General features: G+C 59.2%; 14 protein-coding genes and 3 pseudogenes. 16 read left to right on the forward strand and 1 reads right to left on the reverse strand.

The genetic code is table 11. The annotated features are described in order from the left end of the window. The first annotated feature begins 256 nt into the window (after nt 1–256). The 4 genes and pseudogenes from NKH13_RS26185 to NKH13_RS35705 form a co-directional block, all read left to right on the forward strand. Nucleotides 257–466, forward strand: coding sequence for a hypothetical protein (locus NKH13_RS26185; RefSeq protein WP_352915434.1), 210 nt, complete (start codon nt 257–259; stop codon nt 464–466). Between the two features lie 54 nt (nt 467–520). After that, a complete protein-coding gene (locus NKH13_RS26190; RefSeq protein ID WP_352615322.1) occupies nt 521–1,849 on the forward strand; it encodes a dicarboxylate/amino acid:cation symporter in 1,329 nt (442 codons plus the stop codon). A 302-nt stretch (nt 1,850–2,151) separates the two neighbouring features. Then, the gene (locus NKH13_RS26195) at nt 2,152–3,183 is read left to right on the forward strand and encodes a LacI family DNA-binding transcriptional regulator (RefSeq protein ID WP_352466665.1); all 1,032 of its coding nucleotides are present in this window, start codon (nt 2,152–2,154) and stop codon (nt 3,181–3,183) included. A 443-nt stretch (nt 3,184–3,626) separates the two neighbouring features. Then, nucleotides 3,627–3,867, forward strand: a pseudogene (locus NKH13_RS35705) (IS1634 family transposase); the annotation flags it as partial. Between the two features lie 117 nt (nt 3,868–3,984). Here NKH13_RS35705 and NKH13_RS26200 read toward each other — a convergent pair. Next, nucleotides 3,985–4,914: a LysR family transcriptional regulator gene (locus NKH13_RS26200; protein WP_352494956.1), complete on the reverse strand. Its 930-nt coding sequence runs from the start codon at nt 4,912–4,914 to the stop codon at nt 3,985–3,987. Nucleotides 4,915–5,182: 268 nt separating this feature from the next. Here NKH13_RS26200 and NKH13_RS26205 point away from each other — a divergent pair, with 268 nt between their 5' ends. The 12 genes and pseudogenes from NKH13_RS26205 (at nt 5,183) to NKH13_RS26260 (ending at nt 16,905) form a co-directional block, all read left to right on the forward strand. Beyond that, nucleotides 5,183–5,776: a NodA family N-acyltransferase gene (locus NKH13_RS26205; protein ID WP_352472404.1), complete on the forward strand. Its 594-nt coding sequence runs from the start codon at nt 5,183–5,185 to the stop codon at nt 5,774–5,776. Further along, nucleotides 5,773–6,432 (forward strand): chitooligosaccharide deacetylase NodB, encoded by a 660-nt coding sequence (gene nodB / locus NKH13_RS26210; RefSeq protein ID WP_352915438.1) that lies wholly within the window; start codon nt 5,773–5,775, stop codon nt 6,430–6,432. Before NKH13_RS26205 ends, nodB begins: the two co-directional genes overlap by 4 nt. A gap of 14 nt (nt 6,433–6,446) precedes the next feature. Further along, nucleotides 6,447–7,772, forward strand: coding sequence for a chitooligosaccharide synthase NodC (gene nodC / locus NKH13_RS26215; RefSeq protein WP_352915441.1), 1,326 nt, complete (start codon nt 6,447–6,449; stop codon nt 7,770–7,772). 80 nt (nt 7,773–7,852) lie between these two features. Next, nucleotides 7,853–8,449, forward strand: a complete 597-nt coding sequence (nodS, locus tag NKH13_RS26220; RefSeq protein WP_352915510.1) for a nodulation methyltransferase NodS — start codon at nt 7,853–7,855, stop codon at nt 8,447–8,449. A 35-nt stretch (nt 8,450–8,484) separates the two neighbouring features. Then, nucleotides 8,485–8,730 (forward strand): annotated as a pseudogene (locus NKH13_RS26225) (carbamoyltransferase N-terminal domain-containing protein); the annotation flags it as partial. A 43-nt stretch (nt 8,731–8,773) separates the two neighbouring features. Next, nucleotides 8,774–9,685, forward strand: a complete 912-nt coding sequence (gene nodI, locus NKH13_RS26230; protein ID WP_023719311.1) for a nodulation factor ABC transporter ATP-binding protein NodI — start codon at nt 8,774–8,776, stop codon at nt 9,683–9,685. Between the two features lie 3 nt (nt 9,686–9,688). Then, entirely contained in the window at nt 9,689–10,477 is a 789-nt protein-coding gene (locus NKH13_RS26235) for an ABC transporter permease (protein ID WP_352483783.1), read from the forward strand. Between the two features lie 67 nt (nt 10,478–10,544). Beyond that, on the forward strand, nt 10,545–11,507 hold the full coding sequence (locus NKH13_RS26240; RefSeq protein ID WP_023678269.1) for a LysR family transcriptional regulator: 963 nt from the start codon (nt 10,545–10,547) through the stop codon (nt 11,505–11,507). A gap of 8 nt (nt 11,508–11,515) precedes the next feature. Further along, nucleotides 11,516–11,762, forward strand: a pseudogene (locus tag NKH13_RS26245) (hypothetical protein); the annotation flags it as partial. Between the two features lie 900 nt (nt 11,763–12,662). Beyond that, entirely contained in the window at nt 12,663–13,463 is an 801-nt protein-coding gene (locus NKH13_RS26250; RefSeq protein WP_352915445.1) for a calcium-binding protein, read from the forward strand. Nucleotides 13,464–13,847: 384 nt separating this feature from the next. Next, complete coding sequence (locus tag NKH13_RS26255; protein WP_352915513.1) at nt 13,848–15,617, forward strand: type I secretion system permease/ATPase; 1,770 nt, start codon at nt 13,848–13,850, stop codon at nt 15,615–15,617. Beyond that, nucleotides 15,592–16,905 (forward strand): HlyD family type I secretion periplasmic adaptor subunit, encoded by a 1,314-nt coding sequence (locus tag NKH13_RS26260; RefSeq protein WP_352915447.1) that lies wholly within the window; start codon nt 15,592–15,594, stop codon nt 16,903–16,905. The genes NKH13_RS26255 and NKH13_RS26260 overlap by 26 nt, the downstream gene beginning before the upstream one ends. Nucleotides 16,906–17,518: the final 613 nt, after the last annotated feature.

Here is a 17,518-nt window from a genome sequence, read left to right on the forward strand (position 1 = left end):
TTGATGACGCAGATAAGGCGGCGGCGTCGCGTGTGAAGGCGCGAAGGTGGCGGTCGAGCGCGGCTTTCTCGGCGGTGCTCGGAACTTCTGAACCGCATCGTCGCGGTCAGCACTAGCGGCGTCAATCCCTACGTCTCGACGTCGCTTTCAAGCTGTCGCTGCAGCGGGAGCGCGGCAAAGAACACGGCAATTCTGCGCCCTGGTGCCAGCGATGCGGCCCTTCCCAAAGTCGGCAAACCGAGGAGCCCGCCACGATGTGCAGCAAAACCGCAAGCCAGATAGATCGACCGGCAATCTGCCGGAGAACATCAAGCGCCTGCTGGACGGCGGCCTTGTCATTCCCGTCTTGTGCCACCGCATTCATCCCATCATTGGCGAGCCCAACGTCAGTTCAGGTCATGCGGATCCATTTGGCATGGGTATTGCGGCGGCGTTGGTGCAGCGTTCGACCGGAGCGCCGCGATAGGGAGAAGCCCGGGAGAAGTCACGCCACCTCGATCCGGTCAGGGAGAGAGAAACAGTGTCAGCTGCACAAGTCCGCGGCGCGAGTCCCGCGCCCCGCAAACCCTTCTATGCCAAGCTTTACGCGCAGGTGCTTGCCGCCATCGCCCTCGGCGTCGCAATTGGCTATTTCTATCCGGGGACCGGCGAGAGCCTGAAGCCGCTGGGTGATGCCTTCATCAAGCTGGTCAAGATGATCATCGCGCCTGTCATCTTCCTGACAATTGCGACCGGCATTGCCGGCATGAACGATCTTCACAAGGTCGGCCGGGTCGCCGGCAAGGCAATGGTCTATTTCCTCACCTTCTCGACGCTGGCGCTGATCGTCGGCCTCATCGTCGCCAATGTCGTCCAGCCTGGCGCCGGCCTCAACATCGATCCGGCCTCGCTCGATGTCCAGGCCGTGAATACCTATGCCGCAAAGGCCCACGAGCAGTCGGTCACCGGCTTCCTGATGAACATCATCCCGCCAACGATTGTCGGCGCCTTCGCGGAAGGCGACATCCTGCAGGTGCTGTTCTTCTCGGTTCTGTTCGGCATGGCGCTCGCGATGGCCGGAGAGACGGGCAAGCCTGTCGTTTCCTTCCTTCAGGCGCTCATCGCGCCTGTCTTCAAGCTCGTCGGCATTCTGATGAAAGCCGCGCCGATCGGCGCTTTCGGCGCAATGGCCTTCACCATCGGCAGATATGGCATCGGTTCGGTCGTCAACCTCGCGATGCTGGTCGCGACGTTCTATTTCACCGCCTTCCTCTTCGTGTTCGGGGTTCTCGGCGCGGTCTGCCGCTACAACGGCTTTTCGATCTGTTCTCTCATTCGCTACATCAAGGAAGAGCTGCTGCTTGTCCTCGCAACGTCCTCCTCGGAGGCCGCGCTCCCCTCGCTCATGCAGAAGATGGAGAAGGCGGGCGCCAGGCGTTCGGTTGTGGGTCTCGTCATCCCGGCCGGATATTCGTTCAATCTGGACGGCACGAATATCTACATGACCCTGGCGGCCCTCTTCATCGCGCAGGCGACGAACACCGATCTGTCAATCGGCGATCAGGTGCTGCTGCTGCTCGTTGCGATGCTTTCCTCCAAGGGCGCTGCAGGTGTGACAGGTGCGGGCTTCATCACCCTGGCTGCTACGCTCGCCGTAGTACCGAGTGTTCCCGTTGCTGGGATGGCCCTGATACTCGGCATCGACCGCTTCATGTCCGAATGCCGGGCGTTGACGAATTGCGTTGGTAACGCAGTGGCATCCCTCGTCGTCGCCCGCTGGGAAGGAGAATTGGACCAAGCGCAGATGAAAGCCGCCTTCTGCGGTCATCAGCTTGCCGAGGCATCAAACCGGCTATCCTCCGCCGAGTAAGGGCGACGCACCGCGACCGGTTTCGCCAAGCTGGTCACATGACCTGAACGATCGACTCGCAGGCTCTAAACGGCGCCTCACGGACCATGTATCAGAAGCGCTAAATGTGTGAGTGCAAATCATCGCCGCCCTAAGCGAATGAACCTTCCGTTATACCCGGCCGGTCTACGTCTGGAGTAGTCCAATACGCTGTCGATCATTCAGTATGCGGGCGTCTTCACTTTGCCCACCCGAAAGCATTGTCGAATCGCGCTAGGTGACAGAGAGCCAGCCTGCGTCAAAAACCAATCAGAATAGGACCCATGACCAAGCGCCCCACAATTACCGATCTCGCCCGCGAAGCCCGAGTCAGCGTAGCAACGGTCGATCGGGTTCTGAACGCCCGCCATCCGGTGCGCGAGGAGACCGCGCGGCGGGTCCACGACGCCGCCCACGCGATCGGCTATCATGCTGCCGGGCTCATCAAGCAGCGCTTGCGGCGAGACCTACCGTGCTACCGTCTGGGCTTCATCTTGAGAAAACCGGCCCAGCATTTCTACCAAGACTTTGCGCGCGAGGTCGAAGCGTCGGTCAATTTGGCCCAGTCCTTCCACGGCATTCCGCTCATCCAATTCGCCCCGTCACATATGCCGAGCGACCTAATCGCACCGCTCAAGGATTTGGGCGCACGCTGCCATGCGATCGCGATGGTGGCACCGGACCACCCAAAAATTACAGCAGCGGTTGAGGACCTCAAGGCCAAAGGCATTCCGGTTTTCTCGCTGCTTTCCGACTTCGCCGCCGGCGTGCGACAGGGCTATATCGGCCTCAACAACCGCAAGGTGGGGCGCACGGCCGCTTGGATGGTGTCCAAGGTCGCAAAACGGCCCGGCAAGGTGGCGGTGTTTGTCGGTAGCCATCGTTTCCAGGGGCACGAGCTCCGTGACGTCGGCTTTCGCTCCTATTGCCGTGAGAACGCGCCGACGTTCGAGGTGCTCGATCCGCTTGTGAACCTGGAGAAACGGCAGGTCACCTACGAGGCAACGCTTGATCTCATGCAGCGGGAACCCGAGCTCGTCGGCTTCTATGTCGCCGGGGGCGGCATGGAGGGCGCCATCTCCGCGGTCCGGGAAGAGGGTAAAAGTCGCGATCTCGTCGCGATCGTGAATGAAATCACGCCGGAATCTCGGGCGGCACTCGCTGATAACATCATCACGATGGCGGTCGCCACGCCAATGCGCCGGCTTTCCCAGGAGCTGATAACGCTGATGACGCGGGCTATCGAGACCGGCACTGCTGAAACACCAGGACAGACATTTCTGCCGTTCGACATTCATCTGCCGGAAAATATATGAAACTGATGGCTTCTATCGTAAGCGGGGAAGTTTCCTTTCATAAATGAGAGAAAGTTGATTGATGATCCCATCCACGCGGGGTAGCCGCACCCCACAGGCCTCAGCCGCGGCCCAGGATGAAGCCAATTGGGTGAACGGATCGGCCACGCGTTCAGGCGGAAGCGCGAGGTAAATTGCCTACATCCGCAGCGTCAATCGCGACCGGCTTCATTGCCAACATCTCGACGTTGTCGGTGCAGGGCGGTGTCGTCAAGGATGCCTCACGCCAGTAGCCGAGCGAGGCCGGCACAGTCCGTTGGGATTGACCTCGTCGACCGGCATCTCCTCGCCTGGCCGCGCGTGAAAAGCCGCGGCAAGGCCGGCAAAGTTGGCATTTGAGTGGGGCTAGACATCTTCTGGGACTTCGCACGCGAAATCGGAGGCGGCAGTCAACTCAGCACCAACCCGGGCATGTGTTCTGCTCGTTACTGGCCCTCGTACTCAGCAAGGAACTGCGCCGCTCTGCCGAGCCAAAGGCCTGACGCCCGAATGGCAACCGCTCCTACGCGATCGCGACCGCCTCCAGGAAGCCACCATCGAAAAGGATGCTCGCGTCGTCACCACCACGTCACGGCCAAAGTGGGCAACGTTTTGAAGGCAGCTGGCATCGCTCTGCCACACAACCTCGACGAACAACTCGCCTGAGATCACCCCCAAAACGTAGTGGTAACACGCGCCGGAGCGCGCCTAACATGCTGATTAATGACATATCCTTGCGGGCGGTGTTTAAACTGCCAGGTCGGATGGTCGTGCCCGAGACGCTCAATAGCTTTCAGGCAAAGGCGCCAGGCGAGATGCCTCCTGCAACATCATTTCCCGCATCCACAGGCTTGCCGGATCAGTATTGTGAAGCGCGGGCCATTGGACGGCCTCCGTGAATGCGGGATGAGGAAGTGGCGGCGGAAGTCCGACAATCCGCAGGGGTGTTGTTTTTGCGAAATGCTGCGCCAGCCGTAAGGGCATGGTCCCGATGCGGTTGGTGCCTGATAGGACGGGCGCGATCAGGCTAAAGCCCTGTACGACGACCTCGATACGTCTCTCGAAACCGTGCTCGAGCAAATACCACTCCTCCATGGTGGGCTGCCGGGTGTGCCTGAATTTGAGCACGACATGCCCCATCGACAAGTATCGCTCGAATGTAAGTGGCTCTGACAGCTGCTTGTTCGTGCCGCAGCCTACGCATACGAGCATATCTTCGAACAGGGCTGCGCGAGGATGTTTCGACATGAACACTTCTGGCATAATCAGAAAATCAACGTCGCCGCGCCGGAGAAGCTCCTCGGGGTCGTCGCAAATAGGCAGACATTCGAAGCGGACGGCGGGAGCTTCCCGCGCAGTACGCTCTACGATCCTCTTAAAAAGCACGAGCGTGAGGTAATCGGAAAGCATGATTCGGAAGAGACGATCCGATTGGGCTGGGTTAAAGGCGTCGGAGGAAATAATCGATAGCTGGATGTGCAGCAATGCGTCCCGGACTGCTGGGGCAAGCCCCTCCGCGCGCGGTGTCAAAATGAGCTCGCGGCCGTTCATCGTAAATAGCTCGTTGCTGAAGTAGGCGCGTAACCGAGCGACGGCGGCGCTCATGGCCGGCTGGCTCAGGTTAATACTGTTGGCCGCGGCAGTGACTTTACGCTCCCTGATCAGAGCGTCCAGCACAACGAGGAGATTCAGATCCAGCCCCTTAAACCGCATATCCTGATCTATCCAGCGTGTGGATGGGCATCATCTAAACAATCAATTTTACGAATTTACGAACCATGCATTAGAGGAACGTAAATGACCGACGTCAAGCTCAAATCGACGGCGCCGCGACACGGGCGGGAACATCGAGAGAGCTCATTGGCGAGCCCCACCGGCTGGCTCACCTTCGCTCACGACAACGGTTGAGTGCAGCCAACAACGCCGCCGCTTTGGCCGGGTAATGCGGCCCGCAAGAAACTATTTTGAAGAGAGGTCCTGAATGCGCCCTCAGGTGCAGTGGAAATTGTGCTGGGAAAACGAGTTGCAGCTCTCGGACCACGTCGAGCTCGCCCAGTTCTTTCGTAATACCTACGGGCCGACTGGGGCGTCCAACGCAGAACCGTTCGAAGGTAGTCGAAGCTGGGCCGGAGCCAGGCCTGAACTCCGCGCAATCGCCTATGATTCGAGCGGTGTAGCGGCTCACATGGGCATACTGCGCCGTTTCATCAAGGTTGACGCGGTCGATCTGTTGGTGGCTGAGCTGGGCCTGTACGGGGTACGTCCGGATCTTGAGGGTCTCGGAATCGCCCATTCAATCCATGTCATGCTTCCAATACTGCAGGAGCTTGGCGTTCCATTCGCTTTCGGAACCGTCCGGGACGCGCTGCGGAATCATGTTGAGAGGTTCGGGCGGCGATACAGCCCTTTGGCCGTTTTGTCGGGAATTCGCGTGCGCTCCACCCGACCAGAGGCGCGCCTCGACCTGCCGCCCACACGCATCGATGACGCACTCACCATTGTTCTGGCAGTTGGACGGCCGATCAGCGAATGGCCCACGGGCACGATGATCGATCGGAACGGACCAGAGCTATGAGCCGTCCCGATTGCTTGTACGAAGTGCGCCGTGAGTGCTCTGACGGCACCGGCCGTCGCAGCGTTTATCTGACGTTTGACGACGGTCCCAATCCACTTTTCACACCGGAGGTTCTGGATGTGTTGGCAGAGCAGCGGGTGCCGGCGACCTTCTTCGTCATCGGCGCCTACGCCTTAGAGCACCCGGATCTAATCCAACGAATGTTTGCAGAAGGGCACGAGCTAGGCAACCACACGATGACTCATCCGGATCTGTACAAATGCGGCTTCGGCGAAGTGCAACGTGAGATCTTTGAAGCGAACGGCGCCATCATGAGGGCGTGCCCTCAGGCCTCGGTGCGCTATATTCGCGCGCCCTACGGGGCCTGGAGCGAAGAAGTCTTCACAGCGTCACAGATCGCCGGGCTGACGGCCCTCCATTGGTCCGTCGACCCTCGAGATTGGTCTCGCCCTGGGGTCGACGCGATTGTCGATACCGTGCTCGCCTCTGTCCGGCCGGGCGCAATCGTACTCTTGCACGACGGATGCCCTCCCGGCGAGTTGAGCCAGGGCGCTCACGCCGGTCTGCGCGACCAGACGGTCACGGCGCTGTCCCGGCTGATTCCAGCACTTCATGAGCGCGGATTTGTAATCCGCTCACTTCCTCAACATCACTGAACAAACGAGATCCCATGACTCTTCTTGGTACAACCAGCACTGTGGCCATTTCGCTTTATGCACTGCTCTCGACTGCTTATAAGAGCATGCAGGGGATTTATGCTCTGCCGACAAACGACTCATCGGCGTTGGAGGATCTCGCCGGCTCCTATCAACTGCCCAGCGTGGATGTCATCGTCCCCTGCTTCAACGAGGATCCGCGCACGCTTTCAGAGTGCCTGGCGTCCATTGCAGACCAAGAATACGCCGGAAGACTTCGGGTCTATGTGGTTGATGACGGTTCTGGAAATCGCGAAGCCGTAGGAACTGTCCACGAAACCTACGCGCGCGACCCTAGGTTCGACATCATTTTGCTTCCCGAGAATGTTGGAAAGCGCAAGGCGCAGATCGCCGCGATACGCCGCTCATCCGGGGATTTGGTGCTTAACGTTGATTCAGACACGATACTCGCGTCCGACGTCATCACCAAGCTTGTACCGAAAATGCGAGATCCAGCGGTCGGCGCAGTCATGGGTCAGTTGATTGCCAGTAACCGGAGCGAGAGCTGGCTGACAAGGCTGATAGACATGGAGTACTGGCTGGCTTGCAACGAGGAGCGCGCGGCACAGGCTCGCTTCGGTGCCGTTATGTGCTGTTGCGGCCCATGTGCCATGTACCGCCGGTCTGCGCTCCTTTTGTTACTGGACCAGTACGAGTCGCAATTTTTTCGGGGCAAGCCAAGCGACTTCGGGGAGGATCGCCATCTCACTATCCTCATGCTGAAAGCAGGCTTTCGAACCGAGTACGTTCCGGGCGCCATCGCGGCCACAGTCGTTCCGAACAGACTCGGACCGTATCTGCGCCAACAACTCCGTTGGGCACGAAGCACATTCCGGGACACGCTGCTTGGGCTGCGCTTGCTGCCCGGCCTCAATAGCTATCTCACGTTGGACGTGGTCGGACAGAATCTCGGGCCGCTACTCCTCGCCCTATCGGTACTAACGGGCCTCGCACATTTCGCACTGACAGGCACTGTGCCTTGGTGGACAGGACTGATGATTGTGTCCATGACCATGCTCCGATGCAGCGTGGTAGCATTTCGTGCTCGACAGTTTCGATTTCTGGGCTTTTCCCTGCACACGTTCATCAACATCTTTCTCTTACTTCCCTTGAAGGCCTACGCGCTGTGTACATTGAGCAATAGCGATTGGCTGTCGCGAAGCTCTGCTGTCGCTACATCGAACACTGGGGGAAAACAGGCCCCCACCCAAACTCCGATCACTGGATCAAGCAGGGCAGAATTCTCACCGCATGCGGCTCCGCTTCGCAGGCTCAATCTTGCGCGGATTCTTCGGGATTAGCGCTGTCGAGCAACATCTGCGGCGACGAGTGATCGCTAATTACCTAGGTGGACGAGAGGTGGACGAGTTTGACCCAGAACATGAATCATCAGTTGCTCGATCGGGAATTGGCCGCAGACGATCCGTGGCGCCTCGACGGCAATCCGTTCGAGCGGGAGCGCCACACGCAAATGCTCCAGCTGGCGCTTGCCCAAGGCTCCATTACAAATGCCCTCGAAGTCGGGTGCGCTGCCGGCGCATTCACGGAAAAACTAGCTCCCTACTGCCAAGGGCTCACCGTCATCGATGTGGTGGCGCAAGCGATTGCTCGAGCACGTCAACGGATAAAGGAGCCGTCGCGCATCAACTGGATAGTCTCCGATGTTCAACAGTTTTCGACCGACGAGTTGTTTGACCTGATCGTTGTGGCGGAGGTCCTATACTACCTCGAAGACATAGCCGAGATGCGCGCGGCCGTCAAAAACCTGGTGCGGGTGCTTGCGCCAGGCGGGCATCTGATCTTCGGATCGGCAAGGGATGCTAATTGCCGTCGCTGGGGTCACGCCGCTGGTGCTGAGCCGGTCATCGCCATGCTGAACGAAACGTTGACCGAGGTAGAGCGTCTTGAGTGTCGGGGCGAGTCGGTCAACGAAGACTGCTTGCTCGTCCGTTTCCGGAACCCGCTTTCCGCTTCCTGATGAATCGAATCTATCGCCGTTAACGTGGAGACACTATGCGCATCTGTGGTACCAAGCTGACCCATGATGGGGCGATCGCCCTTGTCGAGGATGGACGGCTCGTCTTCTGCGTTGAGCAGGAAAAGCGGCACAACAATCCGCGTTATCAAACCATCGATAATCTCGACGTAATTGTCGCCGCTTTGGCGGAACAGGGGCTAAATCCTTGTGATGTCGATCAGTTCGTTATCGACGGCTGGGATGGCGAAGACGAGTCACAGTTTCAGGTCCGGCAGGCAACCAAGCAACCGCCAGTCTTGGCGTCCCTCTCGGTAAAATGAACCCATGTCCATGGTAGCGATCGATCTTACTGACGTAAGCAAAACTTATGACAAGCTCGTTGTCGACAGACTGTCGTTCCGCGTTGCGGCGGGGGAATGCTTCGGGCTCTTGGGACCGAACGGTGCGGGCAAAAGCACGATTGCGCGTATGGTCCTCGGCATGACATCGCCTGATGCGGGGAAGATTACTGTGCTCGGCGCTCCAGTGCCGGCGCGCGCGCGTTTGGCACGTATGCGCATCGGCGTGGTCCCGCAGTTCGACAATCTTGATACCGCGTTCACTGTACGCGAGAACCTGTTGGTGTTCGGGCGCTACTTCCGGATGAGCAGACGCCAGATCGAAGCGGTCATACCGTCGCTGCTTGAGTTCGCCCGCCTCGAGAACAAAGCGGATGCGCGCGTCGCCGAACTGTCCGGCGGCATGAAGCGGCGCCTGACGCTCGCGCGTGCGCTGATCAATGACCCGCACTTGCTGGTGATGGACGAGCCGACCACCGGCCTCGATCCGCAGGCCCGCCACCTGATCTGGGAACGGCTGCGATCGCTGCTGGCGCGGGGCAAGACTATTCTTTTGACTACCCATTTCATGGAAGAGGCCGAGCGGCTGTGCGATCGGCTGTGCGTTATGGAGGAGGGGCGCAAGATCGCCGAAGGCCGCCCGTCCGCACTCATTGACGAGCAGATCGGCTGTGACGTGGTCGAGGTCTACGGCGGCAATCCGCATGAACTGGGTGCGCTGATCCGGCCGTACGCACAGCGCATCGAGGTGAGCGGTGAGACGCTTTTTTGCTATGCACCCGATCCGGAGCAGGTGCTGGTGCAGCTACGCGGGCGCGCCGGTCTGCGCCTTCTGCAGCGTCCCCCCAATCTCGAGGATGTGTTCTTGCGGCTAACCGGGCGCGAGATGGAGGACTGAACAATGGGCGAACGTTATGCGGCGGCCATGCCCGCCAATGCGTGGAATTGGGTCGCGGTTTGGCGCCGCAACTATCTTGGATGGAAGAAAATCGGGCTTGCATCGGTTCTCGGCAACCTCGCCGATCCGATGATCTATCTGTTCGGTCTCGGCTTTGGCATCGGAACAATGATAGGTCCTGTTGAGGGCACTTCGTACATTGCGTTTCTCGCGGCTGGCATGGTTGCCACAAGCGCGATGGCATCGGCGACTGCTGAAACGGTTTACGGGAGTTTCGGCCGCATGGACAACCAGCGCACCTGGGAAGGAATGCTATGCACTCAGCTGACGCTCGGCGATATCTTACTCGGCGAATTGGCGTGGGCAGCCACCAAGGCCCTGATGGCGGGCACAGCAATCACTATTGTTGCCACCACGCTCGGCTACACATCGTGGCCATCCATCCTCTGCTTGCTGCCAGTCATCGCTCTCAGTGGCCTCGCCTTCGCGAGTCTAGCGATGGTCGTCACGGCGCTTGCGCCCAGTTATGAATATTTCATATTTTATAATACGCTTGTTGTAACACCCATGCTGTTCCTTTGCGGCGCGATGTTTCCGGTCAACCAATTGCCCGGCGCTTTTCAGGACGTCGCCTCCTTGTTGCCGCTCGCACATGCAATTGACCTCATTCGTCCGGCGATGCTTGGCCGTCCGGCCGGCAGCATGGGCCTGCATATCGGCGCGCTTTGCATATACACGGTTTTGCCGTTCTTCCTATCGGTTGCTCTATTTCGTCGTCGGCTGATGCGTTGACGCTACTCACCATTCGTAAAATTGATTCTTTGGGCGATACCCATCCACGCGTCGGATAGGTCAATACATGCGTTTTAAGGGACTCGATCTAAATCTCCTCGTTGTGCTGGACGCTTTGATCAGGGAGCGTAAAGTCACCGCCGCGGCCCGCAGTATTAACCTGAGTCAGCCGGCCATGAGCGCCGCCGTCGGTCGGTTACGCGCCTATTTCAGCGATGAGCTATTTACGATGAACGGCCGCGAACTCATTTTGACACCGCGCGCGGAGGGGCTCGCCACAGCAGTCCGGGAGGCATTGCTGCACATCCAGCTGTCGATTATTTCCTGGGACGCCTTTAACCCGGCCCGATCGGATCGTCGCTTCCGCATCATCCTTTCCGATTACCTCACACTCGTATTTTTTAAGAAGATCGTAAAGCGTGCTGCGCGGGAAGCTCCCGCCGTCCGCTTCGAATGTCTGCTTATTTCCGACGACCCCGAGGAGCTTCTCCGGCGCGGCGACGTTGATTTTCTGATTATGCCGGAAGTGTTCATGTCGAAACATCCTCGCGCAGCCCTGTTCGAAGATATACTCGTATGCGTAGGCTGCGGCACGAACAAGCAGCTGTCAGAGCCACTTACATTCGACCGATACTTGTCGATGGGGCAGGTTGTGCTTAAATTCGGGGACACCCGGCAGCCCTCCATCGAGGAATGGTATTTGCTCGAGAACGGTTTCGAGAGACGTATCGAGGTCGTCGTACAGGGCTTTAGCATGATCCCGCCCCTTCTATCAGGCACCAACCGCATCGGGACAATGCCCTTACGGCTGGCGCAGCATTTCGCAAAATTAACACCCCTGCGGATTGTCGAACTTCCGCCGCCACTTCCTGCCGCATTCACGGAGGCCGTCCAATGGCCTGCGCTTCACAATAATGATCCAGCAAGCCTATGGATGCGGGAAATGATGTTGCAGGAGGCATCTCGTATGATTACCCCGCCTAAGAGCACCGGACGTCTCAGTTGTCGGCCGACGACCCCTCGGTTATGAGAGGAGGCATGGATGGCGATTGGGATTGGGCGATTCCTGCATTGTCGAGAACGATGCAGGGAGAGCAGATCCTTCAGCCTGAAGAGGTGGCAGCGATGCTGCCTGGGGAACCGACGGGCGAACGAATTCGGGTGCGCTCGCAACACGGTGCCTCGGTATCTAAGCGAGGGCGGGACTGTTCCGTTTCGCAAGCCTGTGCGGCCGACCGCGTTTGACGGACTGGACGATTGGCTGCGGGAGCGCTTCTTCCCCCATGGCTCGGGCTGGATGACGATCTCGACCCGCTCCAGATGCGCCGGGAACGCCTTGCGCGGTCGCGCAGCACGTCGCGGCTCGCCTGTCGGTCTTGCGGCCTCGAGCTCGGACTCAATCGCGCCGAGCCCGGTCTGATTTCGAAGGCGAAGGCCTGCTGGGCACGTTCGAGCCTCTCGGAGCTGCGACCGAAGCGGCGCGCTCCAGCTGCTTGACGATCCCATGAAGGTCGGCGATCCTCTCCTGGGCACGCTCGTTGAGTGTCGCCATCCGGACGATCTCGCCTTGAGTGTTTCGCTCCGGAGTTGTTGCAGTTCGGCCTTCTCCGCCGCCATGGCGACGAACATCGCCTTGAGCGGATCGATTTCGTGGGGACGGGCCGAAGCGCTTCTCGTCATGACGCCGACAGGAGCTTATTTTGCACGGCCTGAGGCCCGCCTTTTGCGCCTGAGTCACTTCGCCACGGCCTATCCGGCCGACGTCGGACGCCGTCTCCGTTCGGCTCAAACGCGCCAGTCCAAGCCTTCGACGAGCGCCATCGGTTCGGCGCGGCAAGCCGGATCACGCCGTTCTCCACCCGCGGCCAGCGGAACTTGTCCTCGTCCAGCGCTTACGGTGCGGGTATGCCGGCGTCGAGCAAACAGAGAGAAGTTTGGGGCCGAACTAGGACGGCCCCGTTACGAAGTGTTGTCCTGGTGGTTTGAGTGTCGAATCTTCAGATCGATTGCTTGGGCGACCAGCGTCCCCGCCGCCAGCGAGCCCGCAACTGCTCAGCAGAAGGGCGAAGTGAACGTGAGTGCATCCATTTCGTAAATGTGTGTCTATCCAAGCAATCGATTTCTCTAATTATCCGACGAGGAATATGAACGCGTCAGGCAGGGTGCATCATTAGGAGTATTTTCGATGGCAAAGATTATCGAGGGTGGCCCGGGTTCCGAAACACTCCTCGGCACCGAGCTTGAAGATTGGATGGAGGGTTTCCAGGGCAATGACTGGATTGACGGTCGTGGCGGCAACGACGAGATCTCGGCTGGCCAGGGCAGTGACCGAGCTATTGGCGGCGAGGGTAACGACCGCATCTTCGGCGGAGATGGCTGGGACGATCTCTCCGGCGACAACGGCCGCTTCAACGCGCGCATCTCCGGTGAGGACAATGACAGGCTCAGCGGCGGTCCCGGCCAGGACGTCCTCTACGTGGGTGACGGCCAGGATACGTTGACCGGGGGCACCGACAATGACACGTTCGTGTTCCAGTTCCACAATCCGGTGCCTGGGGTCGACCCGAGTGTCGGGTCGAAGCCGGACATTACCACTATCACCGATTTCAACCCGGCGGAGGACAAGTTCGCCTTCGATGCGGTGGGCCTCTACAACGACGGTTTTGGCGCGAACTTCGTCAACAACGCCAGCATACAGTCCGGCTACCCGGTGAGCAGCTTCTACAGTGGTGCGGCCTCGGGTGCGAACGGCGAACACGTCGTGGTGATCACTGGCGAATCTTTCAACTCTGCTTCTGAAGCCGCGAGTGCGATCTCCGGCGAGCACGCCGGCGACATCATTGTCTACCAAAGCAGCTACAGCGACAGAGTCGCAACTCTGGCCTATGTCACCGCCGAGAACAACGGGCATGAGTTCGCCCACCTGGGCGGTGTGGTCACCGTGGCCGACCTAGGCCTGACCGCGTCGGACTTCACCTTCGTTTGATCCAGAAAACCCATACGGAACAGCGCCCCGCCCCCTGGGCGGGCGCTTTCCGTCTCCGCTACTTGCGATGGGCCGGGGCGCCCGGGAGCAGTCGCAGCGTGTATAGCTTGACGAAGCCCTGCACGTCGCGCTGGTCGTACACCGAAATCTCCCTGAACGCGTGGAGGCGGAAGCCTGTTCGGGCCCTTGCGGCCGGCCACGATGACGTTGCCCTTCCAAACCTTCAGCCGGACGGTGTTGTTGTTGACCCGCTCCATTAGATGCCAAACCAAACATATTCGGCGGGAGCACTGATCCTGAATCAGCGAGTCGGTTGCCGCTCGGGGAGCAATATAGGGAGCTGGGTCGCCAGATCCTCACAAGACCTACGTGAGTAACCATTCCTTGAAGGATTCAGCTTTGAGACCTTTCCCTCTGACTTCCGCTATTTGGGGAATTCTGTTGATCAGCGGCGTGGTCAACGTGCTTGCGCTGATCTCGCCGCTGTTCATGCTTCAGGTCTACGACCGCGTTCTGGCAAGTGGCAGCGTATCGACGCTAGTGGGGCTCGTCGTGCTTGCTGCAGGGCTTTATGCGTTCCAATGCCTGCTCGACGTTTTGCGCGCCCGCGTGCTGCTGCGGATTGGCGAGCGTTTCGATGAACAGTTTTCCGGACGCGTTCACGATGCGATCGTTCGCCTTCCGCTTTTAACGCGCATGCCGGGCGACGGCTTGCAGCCGCTTCGCGACCTCGACAATATTCGCGGATTCTTAGGTGGAAACGGCCCGACAGCGTTCTTCGATCTGCCATGGATGCTGCTTTATCTTGGCATTTGCTTCCTCTTTCATTTCTGGATCGGCATGACGGCACTTGTCGGGGCGATCGGTCTCACATCTCTGACACTCCTTACCAACACTCTCTCGCAAGGGCCGATACGCGATACCATTGACCACAACATGGTACGCAATGGTCTACTGGAAGCAGCGCGCCGCAATGCCGAGGTCGTGCAAGCTCTCGGTCTCGCAAAGCGGATCGCTGCCCGATGGCACAAGGCCAATGCCAAGTATCTGGCCGCCAACCGGAAAGTCGGGGACGTGGCAGGTGGGCTGGGTGGCATTTCAAAGTCGCTGCGCGTGCTGCTGCAATCGGCCATTCTTGCCGTCGGCGCGTACCTTGTCATCAGGCAGGAGACTACGGCCGGGGTCATGATTGCCAGTTCGATCACGATGGGGCGTGCGCTGGCTCCGGTCGATCTGGCCATTTCAAGCTGGAAACCCTTCCTCATGGCGCGCCAGGGTTGGGCGCGGCTGGAGGACCTCTTGGGAAAGGTTCCTGAAACCGCTCCTGTTATGCCAATGCCTGCACCTGAACGCGAACTCCGCCTCGAAGGCGTGACAATCGTTCCGCCCGGCGAAAGGAAGCCGACCGTGACCGGCCTTGCGTTTGCCGTTCAGGCGGGAAGCGCACTCGGGATCATCGGTGCATCGGGTTCGGGCAAGTCGACACTCTCGCGCGCCATCGTCGGCGCATGGGCGCCGGTCGCCGGAAAGGTTCGCATCGACAGCGCAAGCCTCGATCAATGGGACCGGGAAGCGCTAGGCCGTCATATCGGCTATTTGCCGCAAGGTGTTGAACTATTCGACGGCACCATTGCCGAAAACATCGCTCGTTTTGAAGATAATCCTGACCCTGAGGCTATTGTCACCGCGGCGAAAGCAGCGGGCACGCACGAACTGATCCTCCGATTTGAGCACGGCTACGAAACTCCGATTGGTGAGGCCGGATCGGCACTTTCCGCCGGGCAGCGCCAGCGTATCGGTCTTGCCCGTGCTCTTTATCGAGACCCTTTCCTTGTTGTGCTGGATGAACCCAATGCCAATCTCGATGCGGAAGGCGAGGCTGCGGTTGTCAAGGCGATCGCCTCCGTGCGCGAGCGCAAGGGCATTGCGGTTGTCGTTGCCCATCGGCCGAGCGCCATCCGCGCCGTGGATTTGGTGTTGGTGATGGAAGGTGGACGGCAGCGAGCATTCGGTGCGCGTGATGAGGCGCTTTCCAAAGTCCTTAAGGGGGCAGCGATGGCATCAGGCGCTGGGGTCAAGGCCATCGAGTCTACACAGGATAACGAGCGCGCTGACATGGAGGATCCCGGTGTCCGGCATTCATCAGAACAATGACGTTTCCAGGTCCATTCGCCGGCACCTGGTGGCGGGCCTGCTGGCGAGCGTGATCTTTGTGGGAGGAGCCGGAGCCTGGGCGGCCTTCACGAATCTCTCCGGCGCGGTTGTCGCGTCCGGACACTTTGTCGTCGATTCCTATGTGAAGAAGGTGCAGCACCCGACCGGCGGGGTGGTGGGAGAAATCCTGGTGAGCGAAGGTGATAAAGTAAAAGCCGGCGACATCCTCATGCGGCTCGACGCCACCCAGACGCGCGCCACTCTCGCTGTAGTCACCAAGCGGCTCGATGAGCTGGCCGCCAACCTGGCACGACTCGAAGCTGAGCGTGACGATCTGGCGGAGATCGCCTTCCCGGACTGGCTGCTCGCCCGCAGAGATGTTCCGGACGTAGCTTCGGCAGTACATGGCGAGACGCGGCTGTTCGAATTCCGCAGACAATCCCGCGACGGAAGGCAGGCGCAGCTAGCGGAACGCATCACTCAATATGAGCACGAGATCGAGGGGCTCAAGGCGCAGGCAATCGCTTGTGAGAAAAGCACCGAGATCCTCCAAAAGGAAATTGCTGCCCTGAGTGGGCTGCGCGACCAAGGCATTGTCTCGGACCAACGCTTGAACAGTCTGAAGACGCAGGTTGCCACTTTCGGCGGCGAACGCGGTGAGAAGATTGCACATCAGGCACAGACGGCAGCCCGCATAGCCGAAACGCGCCTGCAGATCCTGCAGATCGATCCGGATTTCAAGACGGAAGTCGGCCAGGAGCTCAGAGAGGTTCAGGCGCAGGTTGGGGAGTATGTTGAGCGCAAGGTGGCGGCTGAACAGGAACTGCGACGGATCGATATTGTCGCGCCGCAGTCAGGCGCCATTCAACAACTCGCAGTTCATACGGTCGGAGGAGTGATCACGCCCGCCGATCCGATTATGCTAATCGTGCCGGATGGCGACGATCTTGCGCTTGAAGCACGAATCACCCCGAAGGACATCGACCAAATCCAGCTTGGTCACAAGGCCGTGCTGCGGATGTCAGCCTTCAATCTGAGGACCACGCCGGTATTGAACGGATATGTCAGCCGGATCGCAGCCGATCTGGCGACGGACGAAAAAAACGGCGTTTCGTATTACCTGGTGCGTCTGTCGGTTCCGCATGCGGAACTGACGAAGCTCAAGGACCTGACGCTCGTGCCCGGCATGCCGGCCGAAGCGATGATCCAGACGGGCGAGCGTACGGCGCTTTCTTATTTTGTGAAGCCGCTGTCGGACCAAATCAGTCGCGCATTCCATGAGGAATGAAAGTAACCACAGAAACATTTTGTTGGTATTCTTGTTGGTTGTTACGCATGCATGAGAGTCATAACCGTCTGAAACCACAGCCATGATTCCGCCTCTGACTCAGATTCGTGGTTCCACGGTCATTTTGCCCTTCCAAGTCGCCGACCATTCAGTTCTTGGCCTCTAGCGCATTAAGATACCCATCATCGTACACAAAGGCTGGAAAAGAATCCGGTGTCTTGAGCGATCCTGAGGTCTGGAGACCTAGGGTGAGCCTGCAAGCACAGGGCTAGGACATGATTGAGCGTCTGCAATATTCGGACAGGTACATAGGAAGACAGGCAGGCGTCAAAAACGCGCTTTCAACGCGCTAAACCGATGCTACGCACCCCGAGCGTCTTGCCGCCCTCGCTCCCGCCGGTAGGAATCAATCGCGAGCAGGCTGCGACGTTCATCGGCGTAAGCTCAACGACCTTTGATGAAATGGTCCAGGACGGCCGGATGCCCCAGCCACGAATGCCGAGCAAGGGGCGCATTGTTTGGGACGTCGAGGAACTTGTATTGGCCTTTCGAAAGCTCCCTCACCGCCAAATCGGAGGAGCACCAAAGCTTGACGAAGATTCGCCGCCACTAG

The sequence above is a fragment of the Mesorhizobium sp. M1348 genome (genome assembly GCF_040317925.1).
Lineage (GTDB): Bacteria > Pseudomonadota > Alphaproteobacteria > Rhizobiales > Rhizobiaceae > Mesorhizobium.

Bases quoted from the DNA above. Each gene is read 5' to 3' on its own strand.
- NKH13_RS26195 (WP_352466665.1), top strand. From the start codon at position 2,152: ATGACCAAGCGCCCCACAATTACCGATCTCGCCCGCGAAGCCCGAGTC.
- NKH13_RS26200 (WP_352494956.1), bottom strand. From the start codon at position 4,914: ATGCGGTTTAAGGGGCTGGATCTGAATCTCCTCGTTGTGCTGGACGCT.
- NKH13_RS26205 (WP_352472404.1), top strand. From the start codon at position 5,183: ATGCGCCCTCAGGTGCAGTGGAAATTGTGCTGGGAAAACGAGTTGCAG.
- nodB (WP_352915438.1), top strand. From the start codon at position 5,773: ATGAGCCGTCCCGATTGCTTGTACGAAGTGCGCCGTGAGTGCTCTGAC.
- nodC (WP_352915441.1), top strand. From the start codon at position 6,447: ATGACTCTTCTTGGTACAACCAGCACTGTGGCCATTTCGCTTTATGCA.
- nodS (WP_352915510.1), top strand. From the start codon at position 7,853: ATGAATCATCAGTTGCTCGATCGGGAATTGGCCGCAGACGATCCGTGG.
- nodI (WP_023719311.1), top strand. From the start codon at position 8,774: ATGTCCATGGTAGCGATCGATCTTACTGACGTAAGCAAAACTTATGAC.
- NKH13_RS26235 (WP_352483783.1), top strand. From the start codon at position 9,689: ATGGGCGAACGTTATGCGGCGGCCATGCCCGCCAATGCGTGGAATTGG.
- NKH13_RS26240 (WP_023678269.1), top strand. From the start codon at position 10,545: ATGCGTTTTAAGGGACTCGATCTAAATCTCCTCGTTGTGCTGGACGCT.
- NKH13_RS26250 (WP_352915445.1), top strand. From the start codon at position 12,663: ATGGCAAAGATTATCGAGGGTGGCCCGGGTTCCGAAACACTCCTCGGC.